The organism is Microcoleus sp. D2_18a_B4 (assembly GCF_036702475.1).
In the GTDB taxonomy this organism is placed as follows: Bacteria; Cyanobacteriota; Cyanobacteriia; order Cyanobacteriales; family Microcoleaceae; genus Microcoleus.
The window spans coordinates 62011-88135 of record NZ_JAUBTL010000007.1 but is presented as its reverse complement, the minus strand read 5'-3'; the positions used below and the strand labels follow the sequence as shown (position 1 = coordinate 88135).

At 44.8% G+C, this 26125-nt stretch carries 27 protein-coding genes; 11 read left to right on the top strand and 16 right to left on the bottom strand.

Annotation, left to right across the window (positions count from 1 at the left end):
- Positions 1 to 352: 352 nt before the first annotated feature.
- Positions 353 to 1747, bottom strand: a complete 1395-nt coding sequence (locus QUB04_RS06475; RefSeq protein WP_333282394.1) for an ATP-binding protein — start codon at positions 1745 to 1747, stop codon at positions 353 to 355.
- A gap of 181 nt (positions 1748 to 1928) precedes the next feature.
- On the opposite strand from QUB04_RS06475, the gene QUB04_RS06470 reads away from it, so the two are divergent.
- Positions 1929 to 4010, top strand: a complete 2082-nt coding sequence (locus tag QUB04_RS06470; protein WP_333282391.1) for a polymorphic toxin type 44 domain-containing protein — start codon at positions 1929 to 1931, stop codon at positions 4008 to 4010.
- Between the two features lie 195 nt (positions 4011 to 4205).
- Here the strand turns inward: QUB04_RS06470 and QUB04_RS06460 are convergent, their stop codons facing one another.
- From QUB04_RS06460 to QUB04_RS06430, 7 genes are all read right to left on the bottom strand, one after another.
- Positions 4206 to 4823, bottom strand: a complete 618-nt coding sequence (locus tag QUB04_RS06460) for a Uma2 family endonuclease (protein WP_333282388.1) — start codon at positions 4821 to 4823, stop codon at positions 4206 to 4208.
- Positions 4824 to 4866: 43 nt separating this feature from the next.
- On the bottom strand, positions 4867 to 5496 hold the full coding sequence (locus tag QUB04_RS06455) for a Uma2 family endonuclease (RefSeq protein ID WP_333282386.1): 630 nt from the start codon (positions 5494 to 5496) through the stop codon (positions 4867 to 4869).
- 133 nt (positions 5497 to 5629) lie between these two features.
- The gene (locus tag QUB04_RS06450; RefSeq protein WP_333282383.1) at positions 5630 to 5890 is read right to left on the bottom strand and encodes a hypothetical protein; all 261 of its coding nucleotides are present in this window, start codon (positions 5888 to 5890) and stop codon (positions 5630 to 5632) included.
- A 201-nt stretch (positions 5891 to 6091) separates the two neighbouring features.
- Positions 6092 to 6283, bottom strand: coding sequence for a hypothetical protein (locus tag QUB04_RS06445; protein ID WP_333139291.1), 192 nt, complete (start codon positions 6281 to 6283; stop codon positions 6092 to 6094).
- 513 nt (positions 6284 to 6796) lie between these two features.
- Positions 6797 to 6958 (bottom strand): hypothetical protein, encoded by a 162-nt coding sequence (locus QUB04_RS06440; protein ID WP_333282380.1) that lies wholly within the window; start codon positions 6956 to 6958, stop codon positions 6797 to 6799.
- A gap of 145 nt (positions 6959 to 7103) precedes the next feature.
- On the bottom strand, positions 7104 to 7331 hold the full coding sequence (locus QUB04_RS06435) for a hypothetical protein (protein ID WP_333282377.1): 228 nt from the start codon (positions 7329 to 7331) through the stop codon (positions 7104 to 7106).
- Positions 7307 to 7537: a hypothetical protein gene (locus tag QUB04_RS06430; protein WP_333282374.1), complete on the bottom strand. Its 231-nt coding sequence runs from the start codon at positions 7535 to 7537 to the stop codon at positions 7307 to 7309. Before QUB04_RS06430 ends, QUB04_RS06435 begins: the two co-directional genes overlap by 25 nt.
- Between QUB04_RS06430 and QUB04_RS06425 the strand changes: the two genes are divergently transcribed.
- Positions 7532 to 7918 carry a hypothetical protein gene (locus QUB04_RS06425; RefSeq protein ID WP_333282372.1) on the top strand — a complete coding sequence of 129 codons (387 nt, stop codon included), beginning with the start codon at positions 7532 to 7534 and terminating at the stop codon, positions 7916 to 7918. The two genes, QUB04_RS06430 and QUB04_RS06425, sit on opposite strands and share 6 nt — an antisense overlap.
- Before the next feature lie 740 nt (positions 7919 to 8658).
- Here QUB04_RS06425 and QUB04_RS06420 read toward each other — a convergent pair.
- Positions 8659 to 9444 (bottom strand): PspA/IM30 family protein, encoded by a 786-nt coding sequence (locus tag QUB04_RS06420; RefSeq protein WP_006635936.1) that lies wholly within the window; start codon positions 9442 to 9444, stop codon positions 8659 to 8661.
- A 70-nt stretch (positions 9445 to 9514) separates the two neighbouring features.
- Here QUB04_RS06420 and QUB04_RS06415 point away from each other — a divergent pair, with 70 nt between their 5' ends.
- A complete protein-coding gene (locus QUB04_RS06415) occupies positions 9515 to 9691 on the top strand; it encodes a hypothetical protein (RefSeq protein WP_333139302.1) in 177 nt (58 codons plus the stop codon).
- Positions 9692 to 9745: 54 nt separating this feature from the next.
- Here the strand turns inward: QUB04_RS06415 and QUB04_RS06410 are convergent, their stop codons facing one another.
- Together QUB04_RS06410 and QUB04_RS06405 are read right to left on the bottom strand one after the other, a co-directional pair.
- Positions 9746 to 10450 carry a PspA/IM30 family protein gene (locus tag QUB04_RS06410; protein ID WP_333282368.1) on the bottom strand — a complete coding sequence of 235 codons (705 nt, stop codon included), beginning with the start codon at positions 10448 to 10450 and terminating at the stop codon, positions 9746 to 9748.
- Positions 10451 to 10718: 268 nt separating this feature from the next.
- Complete coding sequence (locus tag QUB04_RS06405; protein ID WP_333282364.1) at positions 10719 to 11975, bottom strand: hypothetical protein; 1257 nt, start codon at positions 11973 to 11975, stop codon at positions 10719 to 10721.
- Positions 11976 to 12446: 471 nt separating this feature from the next.
- Here QUB04_RS06405 and QUB04_RS06400 point away from each other — a divergent pair, with 471 nt between their 5' ends.
- A complete protein-coding gene (locus QUB04_RS06400; RefSeq protein WP_333282361.1) occupies positions 12447 to 12776 on the top strand; it encodes a hypothetical protein in 330 nt (109 codons plus the stop codon).
- 230 nt (positions 12777 to 13006) lie between these two features.
- Here QUB04_RS06400 and menB read toward each other — a convergent pair whose 3' ends face one another.
- Both menB and QUB04_RS06390 read right to left on the bottom strand, forming a co-directional pair.
- Positions 13007 to 13840: a 1,4-dihydroxy-2-naphthoyl-CoA synthase gene (gene menB, locus QUB04_RS06395; protein WP_333282358.1), complete on the bottom strand. Its 834-nt coding sequence runs from the start codon at positions 13838 to 13840 to the stop codon at positions 13007 to 13009.
- Positions 13841 to 14145: 305 nt separating this feature from the next.
- On the bottom strand, positions 14146 to 14742 hold the full coding sequence (locus QUB04_RS06390; protein WP_333139315.1) for a TerB family tellurite resistance protein: 597 nt from the start codon (positions 14740 to 14742) through the stop codon (positions 14146 to 14148).
- Between the two features lie 75 nt (positions 14743 to 14817).
- Between QUB04_RS06390 and tadA the strand changes: the two genes are divergently transcribed.
- The 4 genes from tadA (at position 14818) to QUB04_RS06370 (ending at position 16927) form a co-directional block, all read left to right on the top strand.
- Complete coding sequence (gene tadA, locus QUB04_RS06385; protein ID WP_333282355.1) at positions 14818 to 15318, top strand: tRNA adenosine(34) deaminase TadA; 501 nt, start codon at positions 14818 to 14820, stop codon at positions 15316 to 15318.
- A 283-nt stretch (positions 15319 to 15601) separates the two neighbouring features.
- Positions 15602 to 16330 carry a lysophospholipid acyltransferase family protein gene (locus QUB04_RS06380; RefSeq protein WP_333282353.1) on the top strand — a complete coding sequence of 243 codons (729 nt, stop codon included), beginning with the start codon at positions 15602 to 15604 and terminating at the stop codon, positions 16328 to 16330.
- Entirely contained in the window at positions 16327 to 16479 is a 153-nt protein-coding gene (locus tag QUB04_RS06375) for a hypothetical protein (protein ID WP_333282349.1), read from the top strand. Before QUB04_RS06380 ends, QUB04_RS06375 begins: the two co-directional genes overlap by 4 nt.
- Positions 16480 to 16558: 79 nt before the next feature.
- Positions 16559 to 16927: a hypothetical protein gene (locus QUB04_RS06370; RefSeq protein WP_333282347.1), complete on the top strand. Its 369-nt coding sequence runs from the start codon at positions 16559 to 16561 to the stop codon at positions 16925 to 16927.
- Between the two features lie 181 nt (positions 16928 to 17108).
- Here QUB04_RS06370 and QUB04_RS06365 read toward each other — a convergent pair whose 3' ends face one another.
- From QUB04_RS06365 to QUB04_RS06355, 3 genes are all read right to left on the bottom strand, one after another.
- The gene (locus QUB04_RS06365; RefSeq protein WP_333139323.1) at positions 17109 to 17873 is read right to left on the bottom strand and encodes an ABC transporter ATP-binding protein; all 765 of its coding nucleotides are present in this window, start codon (positions 17871 to 17873) and stop codon (positions 17109 to 17111) included.
- A gap of 481 nt (positions 17874 to 18354) precedes the next feature.
- Positions 18355 to 19035 carry a Uma2 family endonuclease gene (locus QUB04_RS06360; RefSeq protein ID WP_333282343.1) on the bottom strand — a complete coding sequence of 227 codons (681 nt, stop codon included), beginning with the start codon at positions 19033 to 19035 and terminating at the stop codon, positions 18355 to 18357.
- A gap of 112 nt (positions 19036 to 19147) precedes the next feature.
- On the bottom strand, positions 19148 to 22306 hold the full coding sequence (locus QUB04_RS06355; protein ID WP_333282340.1) for a HEAT repeat domain-containing protein: 3159 nt from the start codon (positions 22304 to 22306) through the stop codon (positions 19148 to 19150).
- Positions 22307 to 22829: 523 nt separating this feature from the next.
- Here QUB04_RS06355 and gor point away from each other — a divergent pair.
- From gor to QUB04_RS06340, 3 genes are all read left to right on the top strand, one after another.
- Positions 22830 to 24173, top strand: a complete 1344-nt coding sequence (gene gor, locus QUB04_RS06350) for a glutathione-disulfide reductase (protein WP_333282337.1) — start codon at positions 22830 to 22832, stop codon at positions 24171 to 24173.
- A gap of 343 nt (positions 24174 to 24516) precedes the next feature.
- Complete coding sequence (locus QUB04_RS06345; RefSeq protein WP_333282334.1) at positions 24517 to 25053, top strand: opioid growth factor receptor-related protein; 537 nt, start codon at positions 24517 to 24519, stop codon at positions 25051 to 25053.
- 59 nt (positions 25054 to 25112) lie between these two features.
- Positions 25113 to 26075, top strand: a complete 963-nt coding sequence (locus QUB04_RS06340; protein ID WP_333282331.1) for a MoxR family ATPase — start codon at positions 25113 to 25115, stop codon at positions 26073 to 26075.
- The last annotated feature ends 50 nt before the right edge of the window (positions 26076 to 26125 follow it).

Genomic DNA, 26125 nt, shown 5'->3' with positions numbered 1-26125 from the left:
GTGTCTTCGGTGGTTCTTTGTTCTCCGCCATGCACGGTTCTTTGGTAACATCTTCCTTGTGACAGTGACGAGTGGTGGAATTGATACGCTGGAAATCTATCGTCGGGTTGGTGTGCAGGAGGTTTGGTTTTGGTAATATGGGGTAATTTCGGTTTATTGTTTGCGTCCAACGGGGTATGAGTTGGTGAGTAAGAGCGAACTCTTGCCGGAGTTGGATTTGCGATCGATCGAGTTTTATTCGCGTATGGCAGACCAATATGATGCGGTGAATGCTTTTATGCGATCGTTGTAGAATAGAAAAGAGTAATTCTGTGGTTTAATTGCTTTGCGATCGGGTGAAATTACCCATAGCTTATATAAGATTTAACTTGCACTGAATATATGCTTTGAAGACGGGATTGAGAAAAAACATCGATCGCCCTCCTACTAACACTTTTTCCACTAAGCCGCGTCGCGCTAAAGATTGTATGGCTTGCCAAAATTCTGATTGGGATAATTCACTATCAGTAGTTTTTCGGGAAATATCTACAGTTTCATTTTGAGTTGCTAACCAGTATAACGCCTTTTTTTCTGAGTCTGATAAACGCTTTAGGTGAGATTCTAAGATGGGTTCTAAGTCACCTAAGAATAAATCATTTACATCAGATAAAAACAGGGAAACGCTACCATCAAATAACTCCCAAATAGTGGCAGCAATGATATTTAGCCAGGAAGGATGACCTTGATAAAGGGCGATCAAGTCTGACCATTTTTCCTCATCGACTAATCCTTTTTGTTGAAAAATTTCTGCGGCTTGTTCTCCTAACCCTTGGAGGTGTAAGCTTCGCGTGGAGAGGTTTTCGGCTTCTAAATTGGCGCTTTCTTTGGGTTTTTCCCAACTGAGGAGGATTAAACAACTCTGATGAGAGGATGTAGCAATTTGTTTAAAAAATTTGCCATAGTCTTCATAGCCTGCTAAATATTGACCTGCTAATTGACTGCTACTAAAAATATTCTGTACGTCATCAAGAATGACTAGACAGCGAGAAGATCGGAAATAATCGATGATTGTGGGTAATGGGGGTTGTTGCGATCGCCCAAAAAATTGCTTGAGTTCGGTTTGGAGGGTTGAAAGTGTGGGAGTGTTGGTGAGGCTTAACCAAATAATATAATCAAATTGGGTTGGAGTTTGTTCGATGAGTTTGAGGGCGATCGCACTTTTGCCAATTCCACTTAAGCCGTAGATGGTAATTAAGCGGGTGTGGGCTTGTAAAATCCATTGTTTGAGGGTGGAGAGTTCTGAGGTGCGATCGTAAAAGTAAGGGAGTTCGGGTGCGTCTGTTAAATCGATTATGGGCGATCGGGCTTGATTTTGGGGAGATTCAGGGGGAAAGGGCGATCGCTCTTTAGTCTTTTCTGCATCTTGCCTTTTTCCTCCACAGATATTGATATGACTATTAATGTTACTACTAACAATCTGTGAAGATTTACCATAATTGTAAATCGTAGATACTGCTTTTCTTTCTAAAATAGAGCGAACATTCACCTTGTTGATATCTTCTCCTAACATATCTGATAAAGTCTGCCATAATTCGGCAGCTATATTTTTAATATGGGACTTACTGCGATGGCATTTTTTAGCAATTTCTTCATATTTTAATCCTTGCCAAGCCCCTTCTAGGATAGCCATTTGCAGAGAATCTAGGTGTTTTGCAGCTTTTGTAAATACCAGATCATCCGCCCACTGTAACATTTCCTCAGTAGTCATAGGCTGAGTTTTGGTTGAAGTATAGCTTAAGATGATCTTAATTTATCATACTTTTCCGTACTTTTACAATAAAAATCAATAATTTACTACAAAAGTTTATAAAAAACACTGACTTTATCGTACTTTTTAGACTTGTAATATTTTAGTGCAATAAACTAAGCTGAATGAAGCAAGACCTACCGTGATCGCTCAAATTATTAATTGTCCTATTATGTTTGAACTATCTAAAGTTTTTGATGCTGCTTACTACTCCAAAATGAATCCTGATTTACAAGCAGCAGGTTTGATAAATCCAGAACAATTATTGAACCAGTTCCGTCAGTTTGGTGTCAATGAAGCGCGGAGCTTTTCGCCTTATGTTGACTTGAATTTTTATGTGGTCGTGAATCCAGACTTAGCGGCTATCGGTTTGAAAAATCCCCAACAGTTACTTGACCATTTAATTACTTATGGCATCAATGAAAAACGCCTCTTCTCTCCCAAAGTTGATTTGAATTTTTATGCTGCGGCGAATCCCGATTTAAGAACCGCCGGATTGACAACAGGAGAGCAGTTGTTTGACCACTTAATTAATTATGGTGAAAAAGAAGGAAGACAACTTGTTTCGCCTGTTTCTTCACCGTCTCAAGGTACTCCAGCTAACACGGGATTGTCTCAGCAGCCCAATATTCGTCAAATACCTATTCCGAACATTCCTCGAATACCTGTTCCGAATGTTCCTTCTTTCAAATTTGCGGATTTTGTGGCTAGTAGTGATGCTTCAAACAAACGATCTAGTAGTTCTTTAGAGCCTGATATTAATGGAATATTAAGCACAGGCTTACAAACGGCTATCGGTCAACTGAAAAAGTTTGTTACCGCTCCTACTTTTTCTGAAAAGATGACTATCGCTTTTGGAGAAAAACTTGATTTAGAGTCGGCTACATCTTTAATTCACAAATTATCTAATAGTCAATCTTTACCTCCTATTGAGATTATTTCAGCCAAGGATATTAAGGGCTATAAAGGTGCTTTTGATCTTCTAACAAACACAGTTTACATCTCTGAAGATTTTCTACTGCCAAATGCCAATAATCCAGACGCGATCGCTAGTGTCATTCTTGAAGAAATCGGTCATTCCATTGATTCTCGTGTCAATGCGATCGATGCTTTAGGAGATGAAGGAGAAATCTTTTCAGCTTTGGTTCGAGGCACTACTTTAAGTCAGCCTGATATTTTAGCTTTAAAATCTGAAAATGACCAAGTTACTATCACTCCCAATGGAAAGCCTATTTTAGTCGAAACATCAGCCTCAGCATGGACAACTGGTGTTTGGGATTGGAATTGGAATAAAGTAGGAGATACTACTTTGTCCAAGCGTAATGATGGATTAAATGGTGTGAATGTAGACTGGGGAACCGGATCTGTGGCGGCGGGACGCTCGGACTATTTCATCGCTGGAATGTGGAACGACTCTTACTTTGATGCCAATAAAACCTATAAGTTTCGAGTAAAAGCTGATGATGGATTTTATTTATTGGTGAGTCGAGATGGTGAAAACTGGAATAGTTTTATGAATGAATGGGAGTTTGCTTACAACAATAATGACAACTACAAGACTTTTAAGGAATATAGTTTTACGCCTAACACCAGTGGCTATTATTATGTCTGGGCTTATGTTTTTGAAAAAGACGGTGCTGCATCTTTTGATTTTTCGTGGGATAATGGATGGGATAAGAATCGTGGTGGTTTGAATTATGCAGATGGTGATACAACTATTCAATATATGTACCAAGAGATGAAAAATAATGCTTCAAGTAATGATGTGAAAGACATAAAAAACTTGAAAGAGCAATGGTGGAATTCTAATTCTCAAGGCAGGGCTTATGGTCTATGGAGAAATAAAGTGAGCGATGGTCAAGAATGGGATCATAAGCCAAAATTAAACTCTATGTTAAATTTGCAGGGTTCCAATGATTATGCTTATCCTGTCTGGGGGGATAGCGCGAGTGAGTTCTATTATGATATCTGGTCAAATATTCACTACGGTTACGTTGGAAAAGCTGCTGGATTTTCTGACTTGGAGTTACAATCTTTTGCAACTTTAAATGATGTAGGGAAGCTCAATCTAAATTTTAAGGATACCAATGCAATCAAGTTAGGCATTGACTTATGGAATGAAACAGGAGGCAATCCCAATAATTTAACCCCGGAAAGATTACGACAAAAGGTAATTAGTAAAGCATCCGAACTTAACATATTTAACATTAAAAATGGAGCCTAAAAGTTGTGTTTCATGGCTAACTTAGGTAGAGAAGTGATGCACAAGCGTAATCCTCACTACTTCCCTATGGATTTGACTGCTGGTGAAGCTACGACCGTTGCTGTGGTTGATCCTTCTATCAATGGCTAGGTTTTAGTTGTTGATTGAAAAAGAACGCCCGATACCTTGCCGATCGCAATACCGATCGCCCAATCATTAAAAAGCCAGTTTCTGAAACAACTCCGCAATCGGAAGAGTAAAGCCGGGGACGATTTCTTCCCCATCGAGGGAGTTAACGGACTTAAGCAGGCGATCGGGTTCTTGGGACGATCCATACACCAACACATACTTTTCTTGAGGATGAATCACCCAGACTAAACGCGCCCCATTCTCGAAATATTCTACGAGTTTGTCGTGAATTTCTGCCACTGTATTGCCAGGAGAAAGGATTTCTACGGCAAGATCCGGCGCACCTTCTAGGAAGCCGTCGGGGAGATCGTCTAGCCCTTGTAGGCGTTCTTTTGCCATGAAGGAAACATCGGGCGATCGCTTATTCCCTGATTTCCTCTTAAAAGCAGTGCTGGAATCGAACATCGCGCCTAGCTTTTGAATATGGACATACCCACCGAGCAAAATCATCAAGATACTGCAAATATAACCGTGTTTTGCACCCGAATTCCCCATGTCAATTAGTTCTCCATTCACAATTTCATAGCGGTGTCCATCTCGGTTGAGTGCCATGAATTCCGCATCAGTCCAGATTTTTTTATCTGCAGGTGTTTCAACTTGGTTTTCAGTGAGGTTTGACCTTTGGTTTTGAATTAGAGTAGCCATCGCTTTTTCCTAAACTTATATTTCTAGTTAAATAGAATCATTTTCAAACTCTAAAACATGGCCCTTGAAAACTAATCCGGCGGTAGACTTCAGACATCGGAAGTTCTATATTTAAACTGTGCAGGACGATCGCCCGATCGAGCCGATCGCAAACTTGCCATTGCCAGCGATCGCTACTTGGGCGATCGCCATTATAATATTGCTCAATATAGGGTTCAGCTTGACTAACCAGCAAATATTCACAAAAACTAGCAAGAGAGCGATATTTTCTGAACTTTTCACCTCGATCGTAGCCTTCAGTAGAGGGGGAAAGAACCTCAACAATCAGTAAAGGATTGAGAATTTCATCCGTGCGATCGCCATTGAATTCCGGTTCGCCATTGATGACCATCAAATCAGCATAGGTTCCGCACCGATGTTCGGGAATCCAAACCCGCAAATCGCTGTTATACAAGCGAAAATCGGTGTCTCTCAACAAAAAACCCAAGTAAATTAACAAGTTACAGGCGATCGCGCTGTGGACTTCTGAACCTCCTGGCCTAGCGATAATCTCTCCGTTACAGTATTCGTGACGTTCTTCGGCTGTTTCCTCGATCGCCCGGTATTCATCTGGAGTAAAGCGAGTCTTTGTCGCATCTGGAAGATTTGGCGGGTTGGTTTGAGTTATAACCACGATCGCACCTCCTAAATAATTAGACCTTAAATAATTATGGCTGACAGCTAGATAATTGTCTCAACCCAGAGGCGATCGCTTTTTGGGCAAATAAATAATATGGGCGATCGCACCATCTCCTGACATCGCCTTCTCAAAGTTGAGATGCTTCGTGGCTCCGCTGCACCGCAGTATTTGACTGCTGGCGCTGTGCAATTTTGATTAACATCCTCAATGCGTCATTCACTGCTGCATCATTAGGAAAAGCTTGGGCAATATCGGGGTCTAAAAGCACCAAGTTTGTCCCTGCACGATATTGCTCAACATACTTGCCTTTAACACCTCCTTTCATCTGAGCAAAGTCATACTCAGCAAGTAATTCGTCTTCCATTTCGTTCTCAATATCCTTCTTCATAAAACCTCTGCTCCTGGCGGGTAGCTTTTCTGGCACTGATGATTCTTACTTTTTCTCATCGATCGGTGTGTGCAACAATTAAAAGTTGTCCATACCTGGATATACCAATAATAACGTACCGGCTTTCTCCGATGGAATGCTGAGGATCGGGAAAAGTTACAGATAGCGGGTCAATCGATTTTAGATTTTAGATTTTAGATTTTAGAGGCGACCCCACGGATAAATGCGGCGGGCTTGAGGATTTTCGATTTGGGATTGATTCCACGGATAAATCACGTGGCGGGTACCATCAAGAAATTCCTGGTCATTAAATATGGTTGTGGCTTCTTGAAAGGAAACACCATGCTTCTCAACATTTAGTGTCGCTTTGTCTGGATTCCATTCAAATTCCATAAATAACTCTCCATGCCTTTTTCCGCTTCTGCTTCACAACCGCTAAATTCTCGCTTTCCTTTTATTTTTAACACTCAATTGCTTAGTAAGCGATGTATAATAATGCAAAGCAAAAAGCAGATTAATTCCAAAAAACACCAAAGTTAAAACAAATGTAAAAAACGACGTAAACGACAGCCGGGAAGTCATCGTAAACATCGCCAAAATGATTGAGCAAAGCCCAAAACCGGAAGCAAAAGAACTTAAAAGCAACAACCGCACCTTAGACATAGTTTAATTTAAAGATTATCCGTAAAATGCACTCTTGGCAGCTACAGAGGAGTGCCAAATGATACTTATTACTATATAGCGGAATTGCTCAGTTCCGCCAAGGGCAAAACGACTCTTTTCCTAAAAATGTTTGAATTATACAGAAAAATACAGCCCGCGCTCTTGTAAACTCCTGTTGCTCGACTTAATATCAATCACAGGAATTCCCCAGCCTCCGCGATTATTCCACCTTTCGCCGTACAGTCACCGCAGCCGCAATCGGGCTGACAGCAAAGTATTCGCTTCCAAAACCGCGCTTTCCCTGGGATTCCAAACATTGCCAAAATCCACAAACGGCGTCACCTGCAAAACTCCTTGGTTGTCGCGGGTGCGCTTGCATCGGATACCGCAACTCGGCTGAATCACAAATCCCGCTATCGGCCAGCAAAGCCTCCTGACCAGGAATTTCAAAGGTGGTACCCGCCACGTGATTTATCCGTGGAATCAATCGAAAATCGAAAATCGAAAATCCTCAAGCCCCCGCATTTATCCGTGGGGTCGCCTCTAAAATCTAAAATCTAAAATCTAAAATCGATTGACGGTAGCCCCGCAATGTGTCTGAGCCCCCTATACCGAATGGTTCGATCGACAAAAGCTCTGCCCCAGCCAATTCTACCTCCGATCGCACCCGCAGCAGCCTCTCAGGAGCCAACAACCGCAGGTACTGCAATTGACCCCGCCAAATCAAAAATCGACTGTCAGGGCTGCTGCTGCTCACCGTAGCGCCAAATGCTGCCACTCCCAGACTGAACTGCGATCGCGCCGCCAAGACACTCTCTCTCCCCTCTGAGTAAAATCCTGAAACAGCCTCAGCACCGCAACCCGATTTCTGCCCCGATTATCTGCTTCCGGCGACAGCGGAAAATTCTTTCCCAGCAAAGATGTATCGCTTTCTCGCCTGCTGGTACTAATACCGATCGCAATTTCTCTTCTGGGATTTTGCACGATCGGCTCGCGGTAAGTCAACTGCCAACTACTTCAAATCGATCGACTTTTATCGTACCCGGAATCTTAGCAATTCTGCAGGCTGTGCTGGCGCGGGAACAGCAGGCGGCAAAAGCTGTTCGCCTGAAAGCAAGGGCGCTGGCGGCGCGGGTTACGGGAGACGAGGCGGATTTGGCAGCCGCCGGTTGGGAATCGGAAATTCGTGTCTGTTTTCTCCTCGGTTCGGCAATTGAGGGAGAGTTTCTGGGGCCTCACTTTGGGTCAATTGATCGAACTCCGGGATGCTATTTTCTTGCTCTTTACTGCCTCTATCTAATTCTGAACCCGAGTATAAATCACGAAGCCGATCGCGATCGTCTGCGGTTTCTTGATTTAGTTTGAATTGAGACGGTAAATTATCATGCAAAATTGGCGCTTGCACCCCTGAGTCGGTAGCAACCATAGACTCGCCAAGACTTAGAGCTGATAGCAGTGCGGGGCAAATAGCGGCCATTGAAAAACCAAGCGCTAATGCCTTGAAAAACTTGATTTTACAAAAGCCTCTAGAAGATTGCACGGGCATGACAGATTAGCCATATTTGATAGTTATTTACACTTACGATCGGGCGAGACCGACGCAATTGCAAGGAATAAAACCACTCTATCACTTTTTAAACAATTAATTCCTTAACTCAATATAAAGATAGTTGACAGCAACTCTAGTTTGTGTACTTAACAATTACTAAAAACACTCCGACCGAAAGCATCCAGGATACAAGCCCCCGGCTTCATTCCGAAAGCAGACTCAGGACCGGGGAAATAAAAAACCTGTATCCGATGAAACTTGCCCCCGGAATTTATCCGTGGGGCCAATGCTTCAATTCTTGAATCTAAAATCTAAAATCTAAAATCTAAAATCGATTGACCTCCCAAGCTAGCCCTCTTGCAAGGAATAAAATTACTTTATCACTTTTTAAACACTTAATTCCTTAAATCAATATAAATATAGTTGACATAATTACCACTTTGTGCATAAAAGAATTTGTCAAAAAAACTCCGACCTCCCAAGCTAGTCCTGTAGGTCGGCGGAGCATTCTATCAAACCTGCGATCTGACAAATAGGTAAATTTTGATACAGATTACTACATTTTATTGAGCTGCGATCGCAATTCTTCCAACTCAGCGTCAATCACCGGGCTCGACTCCGAGCTACTAGCTGCTGCCGTTTTACCCGCTGCAGGCAATTGACCTTGAGACACAGATCCCCCGGTCAGTTGAGCTTTCATCTGAGCCAACTCGTCGTCAACATCACCGCCGCTTTCGAGCAAGCGGAACTGTTCCTCTAAATTGCTGCCGCCGGCGGCCAATTCTGCCGAAGCCCCCGCGCGAGCTTCAATCTGCAAAACTTTTTCTTCCATGCGATCGAAAGCCGCCATTGAACTGCCAGTATTCAAGGTGCCAATGGTATTGTTGAGCTGTTCCTGAGCTTTAGCAGCGGATATCCTTGCTTTGAGCATATCCTTCTTAGTCTTAGCTTCGGAAATTTTGCTCTCCAAACCGATCAAGTTGCGCTTGAGACTTTCCACCTGAGCCGATTGCTGATCCAGACTGGCTTTCAGGGTAGCCGCCGTTTCAGCGTGAGACTTTTTGCGAACTAGCGCTTCCCTGGCCAAAGTCTCGTCTCCTTTTTGTAGGGCTAGCTGAGCGCGCTGCTGCCACTGGTTAGACTGAGATTCAGCTTGATTGTACTGAGTCTGGGTGCGCTTTTGAGTGGCGATCGCGCTGGCAACGGCCTGACGCAACTGCACCAAGTCTTCCTGCATATCCGTAACGGACTGTTCTAAAATCTTTTCCGGGTCTTCAGCTTTGTTGACCAGATCGTTAAGATTGGCTTTGACGACTCGGCTAATGCGGTCAAATAATCCCATAATGCTATTTTTCCTGGGTGAGGTGTACGAAGTAGGCGGAAAGCAGGCTTGATAGCCCTAGCCCGCAGTTGTGAAATTCACTCTGGTCAGATTTTTAGTGCGATTTAGTTTTTGGCAATTTTTGCAGACAGATAAATCCAGTTTAAAGCGATCGAGTAATGTGATGCAGGCAAGCTTATTCATGCACCTACCTATTGAGTTTAACTTCGATCCGGGAATTCCCCAACAGGCTTCGAGCCATCTCTAGCTAGGCTGTTGAGAAGTTTTTGCTCGTCCCAACTCTTGTTCTGTTGCCTGGGGTTCAGGATGCGGGCGGCTCGCTCGACGGCAATTTGGGTGTATTGTTGCCCGGAAGCATTTGTGCTTTCATCGCCGCCAACTCGGTATCCACATCGTCGGCACCTTCGAGAGAGAGAAACTTCTTTTCTAAATCATTAGTTCCGAGTTCTGCGATTGCTTCGGAGCGAGCTTCTAGCTGCATGACTTTCTCTTCCATCCGTTCAAACGCGCTCAAAGCGCTGCCGGTACTGAGATTGCCCATCATTTCTTGAAGCCTTTCCGACGATGCGGCCGATCGAGCTCGGGCAATGTACATATCTTTTTTAGATTTTGCCTCGGAAATTTTACTTTCGAGCGCCCGCATATTTTCTTTAAGTTTAGTCACAACAGCCGATTGCTGATCCAGACTGGCTTTCATCGCCGTTGCCGTTTCTTGATAAGATTTCTTGCGCGTCAGAGCTTCCCGCGCCAAATTTTCCTCGCCTTTTTGCAAAGCTAGCTGCGCCCGCTGATGCCATTCTGCTGCTGTAGACTCAGCTTGGGAACACTGGCGTTCAGTGCGTTTTTGAGCTGCAATCGCTCCTGCCACAGCTTGTCTGAGCTGCACTAAATCTTCCTGCATATCCATTACAGCCTGTTCCAGAATTTTTTCTGGGTCTTCTGCAGCGCCGACCAAACTGTTAATATTGGCTCGAATCACTCGCCATAGGCGATCGAATAATCCCATTTTGCCAGTCTCCCAATTTTAAACTTTAGAATTAAGACAGAGAAATCACCATTAAAAATTAAAAATGAATACTCATCAATCGTCTTTTTAATTTTTAATTGTGAAATTTTAATTCCCTCTAAGTTAGGTCGTCATGATTATTTTTAGGATGGGTAGGGCGCGAGCATTACCCATCAAAACTGAGCAAATGTTGGGTGAAGCGAAACCGAGGGTTCGTGCCTGGGCCCAACCTACTCCCCGATCATTAGTTTAATTGTCTTTGCCTAATTTATGGTTGATAGTATTGTGGCTTCACCCCTTTTTCTTGGAGTTCTTTCACCAAACGTTCTGCTGAGGCAGCATCGTTCAAAGCCCCCATTTGGATCTTGACACCCTTTGAGAAGTTCCGCACGTAGGCATCGGGAACTGCGGTTCTGGCTTGCTGCAGCGATTTTTCGTCTGTGTAATCGGTGACAACGTAATAGAAACCGTCTGCAGCCCGTGCAGGCCTTCCCAGCGGGGGTGTGGCGGCTGGGGATGCTGTCGCCGGGGATGCGGCGGCTGGGGAGGCGGCGGCTGGGGATGCTGTCGCCGGGGATGTGGCTGCAGGCTGGGCTGGGGAAGGTGTTGGAGGCAGTGTCGGCAGTGTCGGCACAGGCTGGGCGGCGCTGGGGCTGGGAGTGGGAAGCAAAGCCGTGCTCAGATTGTTGAGTCCTTGTTCCCTGCCTCTGGCCGGGTTGCCGTCTTCTGTAGGAATCGGCACAGCCCCGCTGGGGCCCGGAGGCGCTGGCGGAGTTGGGGGGATTGATGCTTTTGGTGACGGGGAAGGAATCGGGCTGACTGTCGGCTTGACATTGCTGAGAGTGCTCAAATCTAGCTCGACAAATTCCTTGGATACCAGATTTGGTGCTTTCGGTAGTTCTTTGGTGCTGGTATCTGAGATGGCAGTAGAGGCGGGACTGTCGCTGGGAGAGGGTGAGGTGCGATCGAGCAAACGGTTCAGGCCTGCCATCTTAACTAAATTTGACGGGTACATGACTGCGTAGCCCAAAGCTGTGCATGACAGCAAAAACAGCAGCATCGAACTCAGTCCCAAGGGAGTTAACAAACTGGCGGCTAAACTGCGTTCTACTGTAGGCTCAGCTTTTGACTCGTCCAAACTTTCGATCAGTTTTTCGCTTGATTCGAGATACTTGTTGGGTGCGAAGGCACTGCTAGATAATTTTGTGCCACCCCTGGTAGTTGCTAGCGGGGCATCGCCCTGAGTGCCGGCAAGGGATAGGGGCAGCGATAGGGGCTGCTGGGTTTCCTCCGCAGTCTCCGGCGGCAAATTTTGGGCTAGCTGTTGCTCGGTTGTGGCTGTTTGCTTGCCGGTACGAACTGAGGGCGACACCCACTGTTCGGCGCGCCTCCTGTGCCTTCTGTATGTTGTCAGTTCTGCTTCTAGGTTTACATCTAGACTCCCCAGGACTGCTTGCAAAGCAGGGTTGATTGGGGTTGAAGAGGATTGATGATTTGGGGATTCAACCGAAGAACGCTTACTCATTAGCAAAACTCCTACCGCCTCTGAATTAATTTTAATATGTTGATTGTAGAGATAAACAAGAAGGTTGAAAACTTGCCTATTTTATGATTAGCTACTTTTGGCGTCAATGCAACAGGGGCTCGCTCGTCGGCAGCTATTTTTCATTTTCAGTGGAAAACTCAATTGTTGCTGTTTCCCGGAGGCTGCTTACCGACACTCTCAGCCAATTTTTGTATTCTCTGCTACCGCTTATTTGTAACCTCTCATACTGGTTGGGCTTTTGTACTTTTTCTTGATCCCTAACGGCTTTATAAACTTTTAACCTGTGTTTTTACCTATACAATGAGCAACGACCGAGCTAATTGTTTCTATATATAACGAGATTATAAATAAATTATAAAATTTATTTATGCTCCGGGGATCGCTACAACCCAGACAGCATAAAGGTTGGGATGCTCTAAAACAGGCTAGCTCTACAAAGGAGAATTAGAGATGAAAATGATTTCCCTAACAACTTTTATGCAAACCTCCTTAACTTCACCTTTAACTTCAGCTTGTGGTCACTGCCGTCACTATACCCCTGAAGGCAGACGCGGGGGTGTTTGCGCTTTACTAGGCGGCCCGGTTCAAAGTCAGTGGAAAGCTTGTGCTTTAGCGGTTTCGCCTTTTAGGTCATCTTGGGAAAACATAGAAGAAATTGGACTGTGGCAAGAATCGACTCTGACGCTGCAGGATGCCACCGTCACTCTTTCCGATCGCCATGCCGGCCAGCTTACAGGCACAACCTTAACCGAAAAATCCGCTGCAGCATTCTCGGTCTAGTTAGTCTGCAGCAGGACAGCTCATACCATTTTCGATTGTCAATTTTCGATTGGGGAATCACTGATGACTATCATGGTTTGGATCTGGCAAAGCAGTTTCATTCTTTTTGGGAACTGGTATCCATACTGACACTTTTGGACGATCGCGTGCATTTGGCTTTACTAACTCATAAAACTCAGCAGCATCTACTTTAATATGAGCGCATAAAAAAAACTGATTTCTCCATCCAGCTATGGCAGCCAAGGATATTGACTAAAATCAGGTTGCCGTTTTTCTAAAAAGGCTTGTTTGCCTTCGGCGCCTTCTTCGGTCATATAGTACAGCAAAGTGGCATTTCCCGCCAGTTCTTGCAAACCGGCTTGACCGTCGCAGTCGGCATTAAAAGCGGATTTCAAGCAGCGAATCGCGATCGGACTTTTTTCGAGAATTTCCGCAGCCCACTGAATCCCTTCTATTTCTAGTTGTTCGACGGGCACGACGCAGTTGACTAAACCCATTTCTAGGGCTTGCTGCGCGCTGTACTGGCGACACAAAAACCAAATTTCTCTGGCTTTTTTCTGGCCGACTACTCTGGCGAGATAGCTAGCTCCGAAACCCCCGTCGAAACTGCCGACTTTGGGGCCGGTCTGTCCGAAAATAGCATTGTCAGCAGCGATCGTCAAGTCGCAAATTAAGTGCAGAACGTGACCGCCTCCAATTGCGTAGCCTGCAACTAAAGCAATTACAACTTTGGGCATCGAGCGAATCAACTTCTGCAAGTCGAGCACGTTCAACCGGGGTATGCCACCTTCGTCTACATATCCCGCCGAACCCCGCACGCTTTGGTCGCCGCCGGCGCAAAAGGCGTATTTGCCGTCTGTATGAGGCCCCGCACCGGTGAAAAGGACAACGCCGATTTTTGTGTCTTCGCGGGCATCAGTAAAGGCATCGCACAGTTCCAGCACGGTTTTGGGACGGAAAGCGTTCCGTTTGTGAGGTCGATTGATGGTAATTTTGGCGGTGCCGCCGCTTTTGTGATAGAGAATGTCTTCGTAGGTTTTGGCGGTTTGCCATTCAATTTGCATAATCAATCAATTTGAGATTGGAGATTGAGCTGAGTCAATCAAGGCAGCGACAAGTCGCTTTTAGATTTTAGAGGGATTCGGTTCAATGGGATACAACGGTCGATCGACTCTTGCAAAAAAAAAATCAAGCGGGACTTAGGCAGAAACCAGGTTTTTCACCAACATACGCCGTGCAGCGAGCGCTCTTGGTAGGGGTTAACCAACCCGGTTTTTGAGGGTAAGGTAAGAGCGCACAAGTCCCGTCTCAATTGGAAAAAGCGTCAAATCCTCGAAATCCTCTCTCACTACTTTTACTGCCCAAAAAATTATTGGCGGAGTAAAATACTCAGCAAGTGCTTTGCTGCTTTGCCAAATACCGGATCGCGGGACTCGAATTCGCTGGGATCGAGTAAAGCTTTAACTTCGGCAAAAGCTTCTGAGTCGAGGGTTCCTTCTTTAGTAAATAAAGTGTCTATGACTGCAATGTGTCTGGAGTCGAGGCCGAGCCGATTTGCGATCGACTGTAAGTACATTTGCTCCCGCATATCGATGTGTCCGTCGGCCGCTGACATTTCGTAGCCGGAACCGATGAGCAACAGTTTTTCAGATTCTGAGAACAAAGCTGTCAGGGTTAGCAATTCCGTGGGGTTGAAGTAAACCTGCTGTTTCGATACTCCTTTGACAAGGCGCTGAATTAGTTCGATCCGATCGCGGTCGCCGCTGGCAAAGGCTTTGAGAGTCTTTTGCAGCCGTTCTTCTTCTTCAACTGCGATCGTCCTGTCAATAATCATCACTCCGCGCAGGATGGAAATCAGAGCCGTCAGAAACACTACCAAAGGAGTGATATCTTGTTCGCGCAGCTTTTGCCGACTAATGCGGCACAACAGCTCAACAATTTCAGTGGTAATCGTAGTGGTGTCCATAATTAAAGACTCTCGATTAAGCTGTAATGTAACTTTATTTATCGATCTTAAGTTTTTCTGTTACTTAGGTATGACGTGAATTATAAAGCTGAGCCGTTGGCTATTAGTGAGACTACTTATTTTATTCACAAACGCTGGATGACTAGGGCTGTGGAACTGGCGCAAGCAGCCGGTGATGCTGGTGAAGTACCCGTTGGTGCTGCAATTGTTGACGGTACTGGCAAATTGATTGCCGAAGCCCAAAATCGGCGAGAGCGAGATTGCGATCCGACTGCTCACGCTGAAATCTTGGCTTTGCGGGCGGCCGGCAAAGTTTTGCAAGACTGGCATCTTAACCAATGTACGCTCTACGTAACGCTGGAACCTTGCCCGATGTGCGCGGGTGCGATCGTCCAAGCTCGGATTGGTTTGCTGGTATACGGAGCAGATGACCCGAAAACTGGCACGATTCGGACTGCCGCTAATATTCCCGATAGCGCGCATTCGTGTCACCGCTTAGAGGTACTCGGCGGTATTATGGAGTCTGTTTGTCGCGATCAGTTGCTTTCGTGGTTTGAAGCACGCCGGAAAAAGTAACAGGTAAAATTTTTTACTCTATTCTGGGCGATGTTTAATCGAACTTGACCATTTAGCTGAAATAATAGATCCGTAATTGCCTGCTCAAGCTTTCGAGGCGGCCGACTGCTCTGCATTAGTGCTGTCCGGTTGGCTGAGGTTTTACCTGTGACAGATTATCTCTTGCGGGTGCGATCGCTCGATCGGCACAAGGCCAATAGCAAAACTGTCCTGAGCCAAAAACTAAAGATTTGTCCAACAACTTACTTTAGACTTTATATTTCGATAAGGCAGCTTAATTGCTATGCGCCACACCGCCACGATCGCCGTTGAGTCCAGTAAATCCTCTCTAGTGAAGCCCATGCCTGCCAAGGTAGCATCTAATACCTCTCGCGTTTCTCCTTGGTTAACCTCCTTGCTCTATCCGCTAGGTCACTATGTTGTCCTACCGTTTCATTTTGGCAAGATTGAGATAACCGGACAGGAGCACTTGCCGAAAGACGGGCCTGTCATCTTAGCCCCTACGCACCGTTCCAGATGGGATGCCCTGATGATGCCTTATTCAACCGGACAGATGGTGACTGGACGCGATTTGCGGTTTATGGTAACTGCTGATGAAGTCAAAGGAGTGCAAGGTTGGTTCATCAGAAATTTGGGAGGGTTTGCTGTGGATATCAAGCATCCAGCAATTAGCAGTCTCCGTTACGGCGTGGAACTTCTCCTCGACCAGGAGATGTTGGTCATTTTTCCCGAAGGCGGCATTTTTCAGGATGGCGAAGTTCACCCGATTAAGCCTGGGTTGGCGCGTTTGGCAATTCAAGCAGAATTGAGCAAACCGGGTTTGGGAGTGAAAATTGTACCGATGAGTATCCGCTATCGCCCGCGCATTCCTCAATGGGGTGCTCACGTAAAAATTGCGATCGGTGCTCCGATTTGCGTGGCGGATTATGCTAATGGTGGCGGTGGTAAAAAAGAAGCACGATTGTTGAGTGCCCAGCTCGAAATGGATCTTAAAAAGCTTGATGAAAGTTGAGAAGAAGAAGGAAGTTCGGCAACGGATTTTGTAACGGATGTAACGGATGTAACGGATGTCAGGAAGAAGGAAGTTCGGCAACGGATTCTGTAACGGATGTAACGGATGTCAGTCCGATGTCCGTCGGAAGAAGGAAGAAGGAATTATGATATAATTTTTTCTGGTGCTGTCGAGAGATGCAGCACTTATTTCGCTGCTTTGTTATGTCTGTATTAAGTGTGAGCATTAATGGATTGTGCTTTGAACTTTAAGCCTGGTCAAATTGTCAGTTTAGAATGTGGAGATGCGTGCCTGCATTCCGAGGTAATCCAAGTGGTTGAGGCACGTCAAGTTTGTTGGGTGCGCCCTTTGATGTTAGTTGTATCGGCGTCGGGGAATGATTTATCGGCAGAATACACTTTATCCGATTTGCGGGATGGTGCTGATTTGCTTTGGCCGCTGAGCTTGTTTCGGGAGGCTTTTGATACTGAGGTAATTTCACTGTTGACTGAGTTGCACTCTCTGGATGCTGAAAAAAAGGATGGTGCGATCGCATCTCGGCAACTTAGAGAGTTTGTCGATCGAGTTTGGGAAGCTTTTCCCAGTGCTTTTCATTAAGCAGATATCGGGTGTTTTGTCTATTAGTCCGCCAGGGGTTGAAAACCCCTGTCTAATAGCTAAAGTCCTCTTGGATAGAAATAATACTCTCTTGATTCTTCAGTCCGCGTAGGCGGACTTCGTTTGTCTAGAAGCGATTTCAATCGCCCCATTTTCTTTTCGCTTTTCGCGGACTATTATACTAAAATACAGCGTGTGAAAGCTCTTCGGGGTTGAGATTATTGTGAATAACTTGACCGTCGCGGAACCAGACAACGCGGCGAGTTTGACGCGCCACTTCCGGTTCGTGCGTTACCATAACAACAGTCATGCCACTTTCATTGAATTCTGTAAAAATATCCATTACTTCTTGAGTAGTTTTTGTATCCAATGCACCAGTCGGTTCATCAGCCAGCAACAACACGGGACGGTTGACAATAGCCCTGGCAATGGCTACGCGCTGCTGCTGTCCTCCTGATAGTTGATTGGGTCTGTTTTGCAGCCGACTTTCCAGGCCTACTTTCGTTAAAGCATCTACTCCCCGTTCGCGTCTTTCTGCTGCGGGAATGCCGGCATATACCATCGGTAACATGACATTTTCTAATGCTGTCAATTGAGGCAACAGGTGAAATTGTTGGAAGACAAAACCTAATTTTAAATTGCGAATTCCGGCTAATTCTGATTCGGGCATTTGGGCGACATCTACGCCGTCTAAGTAGTAACTGCCGCTCGTAGGTCGATCGAGACAGCCGATAATATTCATAGCTGTAGATTTGCCCGATCCCGATGCGCCCATAATCGAGCAATATTCTCCTTGTCTTACGGTCAAGCTGACGCCGTTTAAGGCGCGAACTTCCAGGTCGCCAATCCCGTAAACTTTTGTTACCTCTTCCAGACCGACAACAACGGGCTTTGAGAGGACTTGCGGGTCGAGGTCTTGGTATGTATCGGTTTGTAGTTCAGGCATTTTTTTTCTGTGCGATCGACACAACTAACTACTAAGCTAACACTTCTTATCGGTTTTGGCGGCGGTCGTGGCGATCGTTTGGAGGCTAATTTCAGTATCAGGCGTCAATCGATTTTAGATTTTAGATTTTAGATTTTAGATTGAATCATTGACCCCACGGATAAATTAGGGGGGCAAGTTTCATCGGATACAGGTTTTTTATCTCTGGGTCCTGAGTCTGGGAAGGAATGAATCCGGGGGGTTGTATCCTGGATGCTTTCGGTCATTGCAAATGCACCGGATTGGAGTGAACCAATCCCGAAGAATGGAGATTGCTTCGCGACTTTAAACAAGTGGGACAAATTGTAATTATGGAACTTACACAAGGGTAGTGAGAAACCGGGTTTTTTGACGAAAATCATTCGCTACAGCGCCCATAAACCATAAAAAACCCGGTTTCTGTGGTCTTGATGCGTAAGCCCTAAATTAAACAATTTTTCGCTTAAATGCTCTCAGGATCGATGTTCAATTCGCGCAGTTTTGCTGCCAAACGTTCGGCCCTTTGAGCTTCTTGTTCGGCCCTTTGAGCTTCCTGTTCGGCACGCTGGCGGTTTAATTCCCCCTGTTCCTCCAATTCCGCATAGGAAAGAAACCTTTGTCCATCGGGTCGATATATTTCTAACCCAGCTTCGCCCAACTCAAATCGTACTCCCAATCTCGGACTTACCCAGCCCTCCATCGGCTCAATTAATTCTAAGTTTCCTTCAATTCTTTGCCAACCGCTCAAATCGTTGTTTTCGGGATCGTAAAGGTAATATTCATCGACTCCATAGCGATTGTAAAATGAAAGTTTTTTGTACATCTTGGTTTGTCTGTCGTTGTGAGAGCGAATCTCAAAGGCAACTTGGGGAGCAATATTATCTTCGTTAAATTGCAGGTAGGAACGTCGATCGCCCTTTGGTCTACCAAATATTACCATGACATCCGGTGCTTGAGAAATGTCTGGTCTACCTTCAACTGGATACCACAGTAAATCGGCTGCTACAAACACGTTTGGGTCGTTTTTAAACAGCGATTCGCAACCTTCTTTGATTTTGACAATTAATTTGTATTGTATTGTGCTATCTGCCATTGGTTGACCGTCGCTGCATGGATAAATAATTTCTTCGATCGTGACTTGCATAGTGGTTGTCTCCGAGAACTATTTGATATTAATTATACTATTTTTGAACTAGCATAATTTGTGAATACTTTTTTTGTTTAGATTACAAATTATCTAATTCGGTCAACTTTTCCTATGAAAACAGGGAGAGTTGTGCACCTGGAGGATCATCTGATTGAGCGCATTCTCTGAGGATATGTAATGTTTCGGGGTCATCTTTCCACCCCCGTACTAATTCTTGAAATGCTGCACGTCGCACATCCGAATTATGGTCATATTGAGCGCATTCTTTGAGGATAGGTAATGTTTCGGGGTCATCTTTCCACCCCCGTACTAATTCTTGGAATGCTGCACGTCGCACATCCGAATTATGGTCATATTGAGCGCGTTGTTTGAGGATAGGTAAGGTTTCGGGGTCATCTTTCCACCCCCGTGCTAATTCTTGGACTGCTGCACGTCGCACAACCGAATTACGGTCTGATTGAGCCAGTTGTTTGAGCCAAGGTAAGGTTTTGGGGTCATCTTTCCACCCCCGTGCTAATTTTTGGACTGCTGCACGTCGCACAACCGAATTATGGCCTGATTGAGCCAGTTGTTTGAGCCAAGGTAAGGTTTTGGGGTCATCTTTCCACCCCCGTGCTAATTCTAGGACTGCTGAAGAGCGCACATCCCAATTATCGTCAGATTGAGCGCATTCTTTGAGGATATGTAATGTTTCGGGGTCATCTTTCCACCCCCGTGCTAATTCTTGGACTGCTACACGTCGCACATCCCATTTATGGTCAGATTGAGCGCGTTGTTTGAGCCAAGGTAAGGTTTCCGGGTCATCTTTCCACCCCCGTACTAATTCTTGGACTGCTGCACGTCGCACAGCCGAATTATGGTCAGATTGAGCGCGTTGTTTGAGCCAAGGTAAGGTTTCGGGGTCATCTTTCCACCCCCGTGCTAATTCTTGGACTGCTGCATATCCCACATCCCAATTATGGTCTGATTGAGTGCGTTGTTTGAGCCAAGGTAAGGTTTCCGGGTCATCTTTCCAAGTAAAGGCGATCGCACTTACTGCTTGAGTGCGAATTTCCTTCACTAGACGTGCCTTGTCTCCATCGCGCTTATAATGGTACTTGAAGTTGTACTTGGTTAACTCTTTTAAGCGTTCAAGCAATTGACTCTCCACCGAAGCAATCTCTTTTCTATCCCTCACCTCATTCACACACTTCGCCGCCAAAAACAGATTGCTGAACTTTTGGGCTACCCCATCCTGTTCCATCAAAAACTCAATCAATTTCCCTGTAAACTTTCCAGCAATCAATCCCGCAATCAAGCACAAAACTTCCTGCCAAGATTCATCATCCCAGTGCTTGCCAAAAACTTCGGTTTTCAACTCATATAAACAAAGTTGGCGCGTTTTTTCAAATCGATATACAACCTCCGACGCACAGAAATATTCCAAAAAAGTTCGATGCACAAACCCATAAGTATCCGCACCCAAATAACATAAAATAAAGTTGCGAGTTCGCAGTTGGTTAATTATCAACTTTGCCCGCTCTTTCGGTAGATCGAAATGTTTATTCTTCAGATATGCTGTCAGGGTATTCTCCAAATCTTCCGCACTAATAATATTGCCAGCCAACCCTTCAGGTGCTGCTTGCATTTCGTAAGCGACTCGACGCAGCATTTCTTGCTTATCTTTAGCATCAATTGTTTTCGGATCGAGCCTGCTATCCTCTACTAAAGACCTTTCCACATCCCATTGATAAAGCAATACCCGCGAAGCATGATTGTAAAGTTCCGCCCTGTCTCTCGGCAATTCTTGCCCGCGATTTAAAATCGCCATAATCGTCAACAATAACGGATTACCCGCTAAATCTCGAATCGTTGATGAATACGCTAATGCTCTTTTCATGCGCTCACTAATCCGCGCTTTTTCCACAGCATCAGTAAAAGTTAATTCGTGCCAGCGGTGAACAAAATCCTGAATTTGTTCCGCATTCAAATCTTGGAAAATAAAGTGATGAAACCCTGCATCTTGCAAGCGTTGAGGTTTGTAACCAATAATCCGAGACGTGACAATCACTCGCACGCCGGGATACTCATTGGTAAACCGATGAATCGCCGTAATTACATCTTCTCGTTTTCCTGTATCGAAAATTTCATCTAACCCGTCGAACATCACCACAGCGTCGCCTGCTTTAAGCTGTTCCTGCAATTGATGCTGATTCAAGTGACAAATTGAACCCAGACTTTGATGGAAAAATTCGAGGAAATTCTTGCAATCTCCTGATTCCCCGTTGCGAAGGTAAGTCCGCAGTTCTATTAGCAGCGGAATCGGCAGAGATGTCACGCTATTTAAGGGCGATCTCGCCCATTCTAATGCTAAATATTGTAACAGAATAGACTTGCCAGAACCCGGATCGCCTAAAATAACAATGTAGGGATACTTTTGCTTGTCATTGATAACATCTAACACGGATACGATCGGCTGAGAAAAATAACCGCGCCGATATTTCTCTAAATTTTCTAGATCGAGCGCGTCTAATTGATTGCTGTCTTGCAGCCGACGTTGATGTTCTTTAGGAATTTCGTAAGCTTGGGGCAGAAATGATTCGTAAATCGATCGCACATCTTGGGAAATAAAGATTTGCCAAACTTTCAGTTTTTCCCGATAATCGTAGGTATTGGGATCGACGCTGCTTAAATTGAGATTGCTGTAACGCTCGCACAGAGCTTTTTGATATTGCCTCAAGTCAAAATCGGGGATAATCCCCGCCGTTTCTTGAGTATTTTTCTGAATGCTATCCAGATTTTGAGCATTCAAGATATCGCGCAAGTCTTTTGAGTAAAAGAGAATTTCTTGAGCCGCTTCGAGATACTGATTGGCGATGCTTTGCCACTTAAATCTTGCTGGTAAAGAAGTTAAATTTAGTTGAGTCCAGGTTTGTTCGAGAAGTTCTGCATCGAGAGATTTGCGATCGCTGTCAAAAGCCTTGCCCAAAATTTCCTTAACAGACTTGTTATTGATAAACTGTTTACCATCTTTAATATACAGCTTAATTTTATCGGGGGGAAGTCTGCAACTTTTCAACTGCTGTTCCACCAACTCCAAAAACTTTTTGATTGCTTTGCCTGCTGCGACTTGTCGGGGGTCTTTTTCGCCAAAAATAACGTTTTTCACGGAATAAAAAACATCTTTAGCAAACTCCTTCGCGCCATCTACTACCAACTCTTCTAAGATGGGTTTGACGAGAATGCCGACTCCTTGCGTCACTCCCCAGAGTCCCAGCCAATCAATCATACAGCTAGCCCGATAATAAATTTATGTTTATAATATAGCAATTATCAAGGATTTATGAAATTATCAAAAACTGTAGGGTAATCTCCCGTGATTGGCCCGATAGGTTAAGGTAGTATCAGTTTTCTATCGCTGCGCTGCGATTAGCCCCGATCCCGCCTGATTGTTGCCCCCTACTACCCCTTAAAAATCGGGAATAGCATCAAAGTTGCGCTTTTTTACAGGGATTTACGGGAGTTCGACTCGGCTATAACGAGCGATCGACAATTAGCTCTTTTATTCTTGGCGGCGGCTCGAAAATAGTTACATTTTTATATGTTTCTTGTCGATCGCTTGTGCTATACTCTAATAATGGGAGTGTGAGCGATTTTAAAATTAACGCACAGATTCCTATTATTAAATAATACCAAGGCAAGCGCAAAAAGTAAAGTAGTTGACCCCAAAAAAAACAAAAATTTTTTGAGATATCATTAAGAAAAGTAAAGCGTAAAATTGGTAAGTGGGCGATAAGAAGGTACAGACAATTATGACATACGACTACGACTTGTTTGTGATAGGTGCGGGTTCCGGCGGATTGGCGAGTTCCAAGCGAGCAGCATCCTACGGCGCAAAAGTGGCGATCGCCGAAAATGACTTAGTAGGCGGAACCTGCGTAATTCGCGGCTGTGTCCCCAAAAAACTCATGGTGTACGCTTCAACATTTTCGCACCTTTACGAAGATGCGGTGGGCTACGGTTGGAGTCCAGTCGAAAGCAGCTTTGATTGGGAAAAACTTGTCACCACGGTAGACGCAGAAGTGCGGCGGCTGAGCAAACTGCACATCAGCTTCCTCGAAAAAGCCGGAGTCGAATTAATCTCAGGATACGCGAAATTTATTGACCCCCACACCGTCGAAGTTGGTGACAAAAAATTTACCGCAGCCAAAATTTTAATTGCTGTCGGCGGAGAAGCGCAAAGAGTCCCAATTGTCGGCATTGAACACGCTATTACCTCTCGCGAAATCTTCCTCCTAAAAGAGCAGCCAAAACGGTTGGCAATTTGGGGAGGAGGCTACATCGGCGTCGAATTTGCTTGCATTATGAACGGGTTGGGAAGCCAAGTAACTCAAATCATCCGCCGTGACTTAATTTTGAACGAATTTGACACAGAAATTCGCACCAACGTGCAAGAAGGAATGATTAAGCACGGCATAAACATTTTGACAGAAAGCTCAATCAACCACATTGAGAAAACCCCAGAAGGCTTAAAATTAACTTTGTCGGGAACATCCGAAGGAACGCTAATAGTAGACGCGCTGTTGTGCGCTACCGGGCGTCAGCCTAATTTAGACAAATTGGGTTTAGAAAATGCGGGAGTAGAAACAGATAAAGGTGCGATCGCAGTTACCAAAGACAGCCGCACCAGTCAGCCGCACATTTTTGCAGTGGGAGATTGCACCAACCGCATCAATTTAACGCCAATTGCGATCGCCGAAGGACGCGCTTTTGCAGATACTGAGTTTGGCCACAATCCCAGAGCAATCAATTACGAAAATGTGCCGTCGGCGGTATTCTCCCAGCCGGAAGCGGGTACAGTCGGCTTAAACGAAGTGCAGGCTAGAGCAAAGTTCCCCGACTCAATTAAGTGCTACACAGCCAAGTTTCGGCCGATGTTTCACGCTTTGACAGGTGCAGATGAGAAAACTTTTGTCAAGTTAATCGTTGAGACTAATACTGACAGAGTTTTGGGCGTGCACATGGTTGGGAAAGACGCCGGCGAGATTATTCAAGGAATGGCGATCGCGGTTAATATGGGAGCTACGAAGAAAGACTTCGACGCGACTATTGGCATTCACCCATCGACTGCTGAAGAGTTTGTGACTCTGCGGTAAAGCCTGGGAAGCAGCCAGGGGTTTAAACCCCTGGCTAATAGCTAAAGTCGGTTAAAAATGAGATTTTGCACCATTCTCAATAATCCTTTTTTGGGCGGGCTAGAAGCCCAACCCCTACTCCCCACAAGAAAATCTACTCTTTGTGGAACAGGCATCTTGCCTGTTCATAAAAGGCTAATTGACAATGGTGCAACATATGAGTTAAAACCGACTCAAGAAAACTATTTTGAAGAACAGGCAGGATGCCTGTTCCACACAAAAATTTAATTTTCTGGTTGTGGGGAGTAGGGGTTGGGCGTCCCGCCCGCCCAAAAATACAATTTAGATACAAAACAGCTCATCAATGAGTGATTCAACCCAACAAAACAAAATTTTAGCATTCTATCTCGGTCAACAGCCTGATTCACAAGGTCGGGCGATCGAGGATATTTGGTCGTGGGATTACCAGAAGCTGGAATCCGTGCACAATTACATTCAATGGCTGTTTCCGCTGAGAGAAAAGAGCCGCTTTAATTCCAGTGCTCCTACTTTAAATGATGAAGTAATTCAAGCTTTTAGAACAAGTGAAGAGTTGAGAAATCGCTTACTCCATTCGTTCACTGTCATGCTGGCATTTTACGGGTTGGAATGCCGCGAAGGGGAAAACGCAGAAATTGTAATTGCGAAATCCGAGGAATATTTCTCAAGAAAAAGAGAGTGGATTGAACAATTTAATCACAACTACCTGCGGCTGACTAGGATTCTCACAAGTTTGACAGAGTTGGGATTGAAGAATTATGCTTTGGCTCTTTTCAGGTGTTTGGATGAGATATATAATGAAAATCAAAAAATTATTGGTTTAAAAACTTATACTTATTGGAAAAATGCTGTAAATAGTTAAATCTATCGGCACAAGCCAATCACCGGGACATTAACCGAACGCTACGAACACAATAAATAATGGATAAAGCAATTACAGAAAATCACGCTCAGTCGGGCAGAGAAATTTATCAAAGGATTTCTAACAACATTCAAAAAGTGGTGAAAGGGCAATCAGCAGCAATCAGGAAATTGCTGTCAGCCTTTGTGAGTGGCGGGCACGTCCTCCTAGAAGATTATCCCGGTACAGGTAAAACTACCCTAGCTAAAGCCCTAGCCTTATCTGTCGATGTCACCTTTAAACGCATTCAATTTACACCTGATCTTTTGCCATCCGATATCTTGGGCATATCCATGCTCGACCCCAATCAACGCACGTTTCATTTCCACGAAGGGCCTATTTTTGCTAATATTGTCTTGGCTGACGAAATCAATCGGTCATCACCGCGAACCCAATCCGCCCTTCTAGAAGCAATGGCAGAATTTCAAGTCAGCATTGACGGAAATTTGCACAAACTTAAAGACCCATTTTTTGTTATTGCTACTCAAAATCCCGTAGAATCTCGTGGCACTTATCCACTTCCTGAAGCCCAAATGGATCGCTTTGCAGTTCAATTTAGTCTAGGATACATCTCGCCCGAAGACGAAGTTAACCTGCTCGGAGACCAAATTAATCAACATCCTATTGATACACTTCAAACCTGCGTTAATTTAGAGGATATAATTAGCTTAAAACAGCAGGTAAAGCAAGTTAGAATTAGTGAAGAATTGAAACGTTACCTCGTAGATATCGTGAATGCAACTCGCTGGGCCGAAGGCGTACAACTAGGAGCGAGTCCCAGAGCTTCCATAGCTTTAATGAAAGTTGCTCAAGCATTAGCTTTGTTCGATGGCTATGAGTTTGTTACGCCAGAACATATTCAAGAACAGGCGGTATCAGTCATCGCTCATCGCCTAGTAATGGAACCTCAAGCGCGTTTTTCTGGTAGAATGGCCCCTGGTGTTGTTGAAGAAATTATCAAATCTATTCCTGTTCCCGCCTAAAAAATGAAACGTTTTTTCTACGCTATTTTTCGCTTCTGTGCGCGTGTAAA

Bases quoted from the DNA above. Each gene is read 5' to 3' on its own strand.
- QUB04_RS06475 (WP_333282394.1), bottom strand. From the start codon at position 1,747: ATGACTACTGAGGAAATGTTACAGTGGGCGGATGATCTGGTATTTACA.
- QUB04_RS06460 (WP_333282388.1), bottom strand. From the start codon at position 4,823: ATGGCTACTCTAATTCAAAACCAAAGGTCAAACCTCACTGAAAACCAA.
- QUB04_RS06450 (WP_333282383.1), bottom strand. From the start codon at position 5,890: ATGAAGAAGGATATTGAGAACGAAATGGAAGACGAATTACTTGCTGAG.
- QUB04_RS06445 (WP_333139291.1), bottom strand. From the start codon at position 6,283: ATGGAATTTGAATGGAATCCAGACAAAGCGACACTAAATGTTGAGAAG.
- QUB04_RS06420 (WP_006635936.1), bottom strand. From the start codon at position 9,444: ATGGGATTATTTGACCGCATTAGCCGAGTCGTCAAAGCCAATCTTAAC.
- QUB04_RS06410 (WP_333282368.1), bottom strand. From the start codon at position 10,450: ATGGGATTATTCGATCGCCTATGGCGAGTGATTCGAGCCAATATTAAC.
- QUB04_RS06405 (WP_333282364.1), bottom strand. From the start codon at position 11,975: ATGAGTAAGCGTTCTTCGGTTGAATCCCCAAATCATCAATCCTCTTCA.
- QUB04_RS06400 (WP_333282361.1), top strand. From the start codon at position 12,447: ATGAAAATGATTTCCCTAACAACTTTTATGCAAACCTCCTTAACTTCA.
- menB (WP_333282358.1), bottom strand. From the start codon at position 13,840: ATGCAAATTGAATGGCAAACCGCCAAAACCTACGAAGACATTCTCTAT.
- QUB04_RS06390 (WP_333139315.1), bottom strand. From the start codon at position 14,742: ATGGACACCACTACGATTACCACTGAAATTGTTGAGCTGTTGTGCCGC.
- QUB04_RS06380 (WP_333282353.1), top strand. From the start codon at position 15,602: ATGCGCCACACCGCCACGATCGCCGTTGAGTCCAGTAAATCCTCTCTA.
- QUB04_RS06370 (WP_333282347.1), top strand. From the start codon at position 16,559: ATGGATTGTGCTTTGAACTTTAAGCCTGGTCAAATTGTCAGTTTAGAA.
- QUB04_RS06365 (WP_333139323.1), bottom strand. From the start codon at position 17,873: ATGCCTGAACTACAAACCGATACATACCAAGACCTCGACCCGCAAGTC.
- QUB04_RS06360 (WP_333282343.1), bottom strand. From the start codon at position 19,035: ATGCAAGTCACGATCGAAGAAATTATTTATCCATGCAGCGACGGTCAA.
- QUB04_RS06355 (WP_333282340.1), bottom strand. From the start codon at position 22,306: ATGATTGATTGGCTGGGACTCTGGGGAGTGACGCAAGGAGTCGGCATT.
- gor (WP_333282337.1), top strand. From the start codon at position 22,830: ATGACATACGACTACGACTTGTTTGTGATAGGTGCGGGTTCCGGCGGA.
- QUB04_RS06345 (WP_333282334.1), top strand. From the start codon at position 24,517: ATGAGTGATTCAACCCAACAAAACAAAATTTTAGCATTCTATCTCGGT.
- QUB04_RS06340 (WP_333282331.1), top strand. From the start codon at position 25,113: ATGGATAAAGCAATTACAGAAAATCACGCTCAGTCGGGCAGAGAAATT.